This is a genomic window from Actinomadura roseirufa, assembly GCF_900659635.1.
GTDB lineage: Bacteria > Actinomycetota > Actinomycetes > Streptosporangiales > Streptosporangiaceae > Spirillospora > Spirillospora roseirufa.
Map to the genome: position 1 here is coordinate 1 of NZ_CAACVB010000316.1, position 7,837 is coordinate 7,837.

Genomic DNA, 7,837 nt, shown 5'->3' on the forward strand with positions numbered 1-7,837 from the left:
CTGGTCGGACGGCGGCGCGAGCGTGGGTTCGACGCGCAGCAGCCGCGCGCCCGCGGCCTGCCGGAGCGTGCCGTCGGGGGCGGCGACGAGGACGTCGCCCAGGGACAGGCCCGGCCCGTCCTCGCGGAGCCGGCGCAGGTCGGCGGCCAGCGCGAGGACGCGGATGCCCTGCCCACCGCCGGACCCGCCGCCGTGAACGCCGCCGTGCACGCCGCCGAGCCCGTCGCCGTGGCCGGGCGGGTCGATGGGGTAGACCCACCAGCCCACTTCGGCGAGTTCCCCGTTGTCGACGCGGGGGACGAGGCTCGCGCCGCACCACACGTGCCCGAACGCCTTGGTCTCGAAGGCGCCGCGGTGCTCCTGGGGAAGCCGCAGGAGCAGCGAGAGGGGACGGCCGATGGCCTGGGTCCGGCCGACGCCGAACAGGTCGACGGCGGCCTGGTTCCAGTGGCTGACGCGGCCGTGCCCGTTGAGGGCGATGACGGCCATCCGCGCGACGCCGAGCATGTGCTGGCCGAGGAAGCGGGGCGGGTGCGCGTCGGCGGCGAGCGGGTCGCCGGGGACCGCGGCGTCCGGCGGCGGGACGTCCGGCGGCGCGGTGAGCGGCGGCGGGACGGTCCGCGACGCGGCGTCCGGTACGGTGGCGGGCGGCTCGTCGCGCGGCGGCCTGCCGGGCGGCGTTCCGGACGGCTCGCCGGGCGGCCCCCCGGCCCGGGACGGCGGCGGCTGACTCGCGGTGATGCCCACGCGGACCCCTCCCCTTGGGCTGGATGCTGCGACACGCCCAGCACACGCGGTGAATGGGACGTTACATGGCGTGAGCGTCCGCGTGTCGGGGTTCCGGCTAAACTGAACTGGGTGGGCGCTCACTCATATAAGCGCCCGTGCTACCGTCCTGCGGCGGGAGTGGAGGTGGAGCGGATGGCAGGGGCGGCGGAACCGATGCGGGACCGCATCCTGGCCGCGGCGATCGAGGTGATCCGCGAGCGCGGGATCGTGGCCGCGACCACCAAGGAGATCGCGCGCAGGGCGCGGGTCTCGGAGGGCAGCCTCTACAACCACTTCGCGAACAAGACGGCGCTGTTCGCGACCGCGCTGGCCGAGGTCACGGGCACGGCGCGGGCGGCGATGGCCCGGCTGCTGGACTCGGCCGGGCGGGGCACGGTCGAGGGCAACCTCGCCCGTCTCGCGGCCGACATGATCCGTTTCTACGGTGAGCTGCTGCCGATGGTCGGACCGGTGCTGGCCGACCCCGAGCTGATCGCCTGGCTCCAGGACGACGGGCCGGCGAAGGCACAGCGGGAGGCCGCGGCCAAGGCCCGCGGGCGGGCCGGGACCGGCCAGGACGGCGACGCCCGCCCACCGGGCTCGCCCGGTGGTCCCCCGGCCGGCCCGCCGGGGGGCGCCGTGGCGGGACCCGTCCTCGGCCACGCCGCGCTGATCGGCTACCTGGAGGCCGAGCGGGGGGCGGGACGGCTCGCGGCCACCGCGCCGTCGCCGTTCCTCGCCGTGGCCCTGCTGGGCGCCTGCCAGCAGCACGCCTTCCTGGTCAGGCTGGCCGGGCCGGAGCCGGTCGCCACGGGCGCGAAGCTCCCGCCGGAGCCGGAGGAGTTCGCGGCGGATCTCGTCCGGACGGTCTTGGCCGGCCACCTTCCCGGCTGACCCCGCCGGTTCGCGGGTCCGAATTGGCCCGTTCCAATCAGGGTGGACGTTCGAAGCGGACGCACGGTGCACCTTTCCCACAAAGTGACCGAATGCGGCAAACGACGCTGATGCCACATTGACACCCCTCGTCCCGCGGCAGACGATCACGCAACCCCCGTTCGTGATCCATGCCAGGGAGGCGCGATGGCGCGCACGGTATTCCGGCACGGCAAATTCCGGCGAAAGAGACTCACTCCCCTTCTGGCCACCGCGGCGCTCCTGATCGGAACGCTCTCGGCGGCCCCCGCGAACGCCGCCCCCGCGACCCCGGTCCCGGGCGGCGCCGTCGACGTCTACAACGGCGAGCTGACCACCGACCAGGTGAAGCTCCTCAACCGCTCCGGGCTCGACCACGAGGACATCAGCGTCGGCAAGGGCAAGGGCCAGGGCGACCTCCTGCACGTCGAGGCGGTGCTGAACGGCGCGCAGGCCGCAGCACTCATCAGGCAGGGCCTGCCCCTGACGGTCAAGACCGTGCGGGGCAAGGACGTGCGCCAGCGCGCCAAGGCCGCGGCGCCGAAGGTGTTCCGCCCCTACAGCGGCCCCGGGAACATCCGTGAGGAGCTCCTGAAGGTCGCCGCGGACCATCCCTCCATCGCGACGGCGGTGGACATCGGCAAGACCACCCAGGGCAAGCCGATCACGGCCGTCCGGGTGAGCAAGGACGTCGCGCACCTCAAGGACGGCGAGCGGCCTGCGGTGGTCTACCAGGCCGCCCAGCACGCCCGCGAATGGATCACGCCGGAGATGGTGCGCCGGCTGCTGCACCACTACGTCGAGGGCTACGGCTCGGACGCCGACCTCACCAAGATCATTGACACGACCGACGTCTGGTTCGTCCCCGTCGTCAACGTGGACGGCTACGACCTCACGTTCACCGACGGGTTCCGGCTCTGGCGCAAGAACGCCCACGACAACAACGGTGACGGCAAGATCACCGCTGGGGACGGCGTCGACCTCAACCGCAACTTCCCCTACAAGTGGGGCTACGACAACGAGGGCTCTTCCCCTCAGCCCGCCAGTGAGACGTTCCGCGGCTCCGGCCCGGCGTCCGAGCCGGAGACCATCGCGCAGACCTCGCTCTACAAGCGGCTCAACCCCACCTACCTGGTGAACTACCACTCGGCGGCGGAGCTGCTGCTTCACGGCGTCGGCTGGCAGACCGCCACGCGCAGCCCCGACGACGTGATCCACGACGCGCTGGTGGGCGACTACGACCACCCGGCCGTCCCGGGCTACACCCCCGAACTGGGCGCCCAGCTCTACACCACCAACGGCGACACCGACGGCGAGGCCGACAACCGGTACGGCGCCCTGTCGATCACGCCCGAGATGGCGACCTGCAGGACGGCCGCCAACGCCTTCCCCGACGACGAGTGGAAGCCGGAGAACTGCGGCAGCATCTTCGAGTTCCCCGATGACGAGAAGCTGATCGCGAACGAGTTCCAGAAGAACCTGCCGTTCGCCCTCTCCGTCGGCAAGTCGGCGCACACCCCGGACAACCCGGTCTCCGCCGTGGGCCGCACCGCCCCCGACTTCGAGCCCGACGGCTTCACCACGTCCTACGGGTCCACCCAGGAGGTCGCGGGCTACATCCGGCGGTCGCTGACGAACAAGGACCTGCTCTACCGGATCAACGGCGGCGAGGTCCGCCACGACGGCGCGCGCGAGTGGCGCGGCGGCGAGCGGTTCGGGAACGAGAACAAGATCTACTACGGCGAGTTCCGGGGCAAGGTCACCGGGCAGAAGGCCGGGGACAAGGTCGAGGTCTGGTTCGCCGGGACCAAGGGCAAGACCCGCGTGGAGAGCAGGCACTTCACCTACACGGTCCGCGACCAGCGCGACGCCGACGTCCTGGTGATCGCCGACGAGGACTACACCGGCGTCAACCCGACCTACCCGGCCGGGACGAACGCGCCCAAGTACGCCCAGCAGTACGCCGACCTGGTCAAGGCCGCCGACCACAAGCCGCTGCTCTGGGACATCGACAAGGACGGCGCCCCGCACGACCTCGGCGTCCTGAAGCACTTCAAGGCCGTCGTGTGGTACCTGGGCGACAACCGGCTCACCCAGGACGCCGCCGACGAACCCGTCAAGACCCATCTGGGCGACCAGCCCGACTCCCAGGTGGCCGACCGCGAACAGCAGCTGGTGCTGTCCGTCCGCTCGTACCTGAACGAGGGCGGGAAGCTGCTGCACACCGGTGAGACGACCGGCTACAACGGCCCGCTCGGCAGGGCCAACGGCGGCGGCATCTACTACGGCCTCAAGGGCCACCCGGAGAAGCCCTGCGTCGTCAACGGGAACTTCCGGGACGACTGCGAGCTGCTGTCGGACGACTTCTTCCAGTACTACCTGGGTGCCTACGACCGGCAGCGGGTGGGCGCGCCGACCCAGTTCACCGGGGCGGGACGTCCGTTCGGTGGTCTCACGGCCGACCTGAGCGGCACCGCGGCCAACCCGCTGAACGAGGCGGGCGGCTTCCAGGTGACCTCGACCGTCCTGCCGAAGAGCACCTTCCCGCAGTTCGACAGCTGGAAGGCGGGCGACTACCGCGGGGCCGCCGCGCCCAGCGAGCCGATCGAGGGCCAGTGGTACGTGGCCGGGCCCCATCAGGACTCCCTGTACCGGCGGCTCGTCCGCACGGTCGACCTGTCCTCGGTGACCGCCGCGCAGGCGCCCACGTTGCAGGCCCAGCTCTCCTACAGCACCGAGAACGGCTTCGACAACGTCATCATCGAGGCGCACACGGCCGGGGCGGACGACTGGACCACGCTGCCCGACAAGAACGGCCGGACCCGCAACGCCGTGCCCGCCGAGTGCGAAAGGGGCTACCTCCTGGCGCTGCATCCCTTCCTGAAGCACTACCTGACCGGAGGGACCCCCTGCGCCAACACCGGTACGTCCGGTCAATGGAACGCCCTCACCGGCAACTCCAACGGCTGGGTGCCGACCGCCTTCGACCTGTCGGCCTACGCGGGCAAGAAGGTCGAGGTGTCGATCAGCTACGTGAGCGACCCCGGCACCGGCGGGACCGGGCTCTTCGTCGACGACACCAAGGTCACCACGACGGGCGGCCTGATCGACGCCGAGGGCTTCGAGAGCGGGCTCGGGCCCTGGTCCGTCCAGGGCGCCCCGGCGGGCAGCCCCGCCAACGCCGCCGAGTTCGCCCGTGCCCAGGCGACGATCGACTCCGTCTCGTCGGTCGCCACCAAGGACACCGTCCTGTTCGGCTTCGGCATCGAGCAGGCCAGGACGCCCGCCGACCAGCGGGCCCTGGTGTCCAGGGCGCTCGAACACCTGCTCGGCTGAGCGGAGGGAGCGGAGCACGCTGAGACGCACGCCCTCCGGGGACTCCCGTCACCTCGGGTCCCCGGAGGGCGCGCCGAACCCGAGGGCCTCGGCCGCCTCCACCGGCCGGGGTCCTCGGCCTCCCCGCCCCCGAAAGATCTCCCCCTACCTGGTGTGATGGACGCCACGCAACCTTCCGGCACCTCGGACGCGTCTTCTATGACAGGGAACACCACTGACGAGTGGTAGCGCCGCTCGGAGAAAGGCCCGCGACGTCCCGGCGACGGGGTCGCCCTGGCCACCGGCGCGCGCGAGATCCTCGGCCCCCGATGACGTATGGCCGGGCCCCACATGATGCCGGTCCTTCCCCGGAAGAACGGCGCGGCGCCGCGAGATCAGTTCGCTGCACCGCGGTCCGCAGGCCGGCTCCGAACCCGTCGGGAACGGTGGCACGTACCACCAGCACGGGGGGCGGCTCGTCCGCCCGGTCCGCGCGCGCCCCCGAACGCGCGCAAGCAACCGGCCCTCAAGGGTCACGACCTACGGGGAGCGATGATGACCGCTGTCACCATGCCCGTCCGCCGAACCGCCGAGAGCACCGAGCGCTATGAGCGCGACGTCCTGCCACTCGCCGACCCCCTGTACATCAGCGCCGTGCGGATGACCCGCAACAGCGCCGACGCCGAGGACCTCGTCCAGGAGACCCTCGCCAAGGCCTACGTGAACTTCCACCAGTTCCAGGAGGGCACGAACCTCAGGGCGTGGCTGAACCGCATCCTCACCAACAACTTCATCAACACCTACCGCAAGAAGCAGCGCGAGCCCCAGCGCGCCGGCTCCGAGGAGCTGGAGGAGTGGCAGATCGCCCAGGCCGAGGCGCACTCGTCCGGGTTCAGGTCCGCCGAGTCCGAGGCCCTCGACCGCATCCCCGACTCGGGCGTCGTCGAGGCGCTGCGCGCCCTGCCCAAGGACTTCCGTGACGCCGTGTACCTCGCGGACGTGGAGGGCTACGCCTACAAGGAGATCGCCGAGATGATGGGCACCCCCATCGGCACGGTGATGTCCCGCCTGCACCGCGGCCGCAAGCAGCTGCGCGACGCGCTCGCCGACCACCGCCGAAGCCACATCCTCGCCGCCTGACCCGGAGGCCGGCCCCCGCCGGTCCGGCCTCCGGCTCCCATCCCCCGCTCCCCGCCCGCGCCCCCTCCTCGTCCGGACGCCCCCCGACGAGGGCATCCGCCACCCCCGGCCTCCCGCCCCGCCTCCCCCGAACGTGATCCCGCGGCTACCCCGTGGCCGCGGGATCACCCATTTCCCGGCACAATCGGTAGCGACTCGGATACATTGAGCGACGGCCCGTCCGACTATCGGGAGTGCTCGATGCCGCATCTCGTCGCCACCGCCCTCGCGGGCGCCGCGCTCGCCGCCCTGCTGCCCGCCGTCCCCGCCGGAGCCGCCGTCCCCCGCGGCCTCGCCGTCCCCGCCGCCGTCCCGCCCGCCGCCGCGGACCGCCCCACCTCCCTCCGCCTCACGCTGACCTTTCCGGGCCGCCAGACCTCCGGGACGCGCGGCGTCACCCTCCGCTGCGACCCGGTCGGCGGCACCCACCCCGCCGCCGAGGAGGCCTGCGAGGACCTCGACGAGTCCGAGGGCAAGATCACCCGGCATCAGGACGGCCGGATCTGCACCACCGTCTACTCCCCCGTCCTCGCGCACGCCGAGGGCGAGTGGCGCGGGCGGCCCGTCCGCTTCACCACCCGGTACGGCAACGAGTGCGCCATGCGCGCCCGCACGGGACGGATCTTCGCGTTCTGAGCCGCGCGCCCCGAGCCTCTCGGCCCGGCGCCCGGAGCGCCCTGGAGCGTTCCGCGGCGAGCTGATCCGAAATCGACCCGCATAGGCGGCCCACTCGTGGGTACACGCGCGACACGGGTCACGCGGGCGGCCGGGATTCAGGAGGATGAGCGCGCGATGCCACGGACAGTGAGCGAGGTGATGACCACCGCTCCGCAGGCGCTTCCGCTGGACGCGACGCTCCACGAGGCGGCGCTGGTCATGCGCGACGAGGGCATCGGCGACGTCCTGGTCACCTACGCGGGACGGCTGTGCGGAATGATCACCGATCGGGACATCGTGGTGCGGGCCGTGGCCGAGAGCCGCGACGCCGCCCTCACCCCGCTCGGCGACGTGTGCACGGCCGAGCTGGCGACCATCCACCCCGATGACGACACCACGACCGCCGCGCGGCTGATGGGCGAGCGGGCGGTGCGGCGGCTGCCGGTGGTCGACGGTGAGCAGCGGCCGGTGGGCATCGTGACCATCGGTGACCTCGCCGTCGCGAACGGAGACGGCGGCCCCCTCCCGGCGATCAGCAAGGCCCCGCCCAACAACTGACAGGGGCCCGGCGTGACGGGCCCGACGACCGACACGAGGACGAGCCGGGCGCCCGTCCGCGTCCCCCCGGGCCGGAGACGGCCGGTGGCGGGCGGCGAGGCGGCCGGACGACCCGCGGACCGAGCGGCAGAGGCGACCAGCGACAGAGGCGGTCATGGATCGGGGAGAGCGGCATTTCGGCAGGGGCCCGGGCCCGGCACCGCCCCCGCGCGGCCACGGGCCGCACCAGGGGCGGGATCAGGATAACGTCGAAGCCGTGACGTCCACCGATTCGGTCCTGACGGACCAGCTCGCGCTGGAGATCGCCCAGCTGGGGATGGTCGGCGAGTCCTCGGACGTGGGCACTCTGCACCGGGTCACCGAGCTGGCCGCCCGCGCCGTGCCGGGCTGCGCGGGCGCCGCGAGCGTCCGCTGGGCCCTGCCGCGGGCGGCGGGCAACCCTCCGGGC

At 72.7% G+C, this 7,837-nt stretch carries 6 protein-coding genes and 1 pseudogene; 6 read left to right on the top strand and 1 reads right to left on the bottom strand.

Annotated elements, in window-relative coordinates; translation table 11 throughout:
• Positions 1-747 (bottom strand): PAS domain-containing protein (locus E1291_RS36335; RefSeq protein WP_131742590.1); only part of this gene is annotated, 747 nt, incomplete at its 3' end.
• A 174-nt stretch (positions 748-921) separates the two neighbouring features.
• Between E1291_RS36335 and E1291_RS36340 the strand changes: the two genes are divergently transcribed.
• The 6 genes and pseudogenes from E1291_RS36340 to E1291_RS36365 all read left to right on the top strand — a co-directional run.
• A complete protein-coding gene (locus E1291_RS36340) occupies positions 922-1,662 on the top strand; it encodes a TetR/AcrR family transcriptional regulator (RefSeq protein ID WP_131742591.1) in 741 nt (246 codons plus the stop codon).
• A gap of 186 nt (positions 1,663-1,848) precedes the next feature.
• Positions 1,849-5,016: a M14 family metallopeptidase gene (locus tag E1291_RS36345; RefSeq protein ID WP_131742592.1), complete on the top strand. Its 3,168-nt coding sequence runs from the start codon at positions 1,849-1,851 to the stop codon at positions 5,014-5,016.
• Between the two features lie 534 nt (positions 5,017-5,550).
• Positions 5,551-6,135 (top strand): sigma-70 family RNA polymerase sigma factor, encoded by a 585-nt coding sequence (locus E1291_RS36350; protein WP_242614600.1) that lies wholly within the window; start codon positions 5,551-5,553, stop codon positions 6,133-6,135.
• A 240-nt stretch (positions 6,136-6,375) separates the two neighbouring features.
• On the top strand, positions 6,376-6,810 hold the full coding sequence (locus tag E1291_RS36355) for an SSI family serine proteinase inhibitor (protein WP_131742594.1): 435 nt from the start codon (positions 6,376-6,378) through the stop codon (positions 6,808-6,810).
• 156 nt (positions 6,811-6,966) lie between these two features.
• A complete protein-coding gene (locus E1291_RS36360) occupies positions 6,967-7,389 on the top strand; it encodes a CBS domain-containing protein (RefSeq protein ID WP_131742595.1) in 423 nt (140 codons plus the stop codon).
• A gap of 256 nt (positions 7,390-7,645) precedes the next feature.
• Positions 7,646-7,837, top strand: a pseudogene (locus E1291_RS36365) (transcription antitermination regulator); the annotation flags it as partial.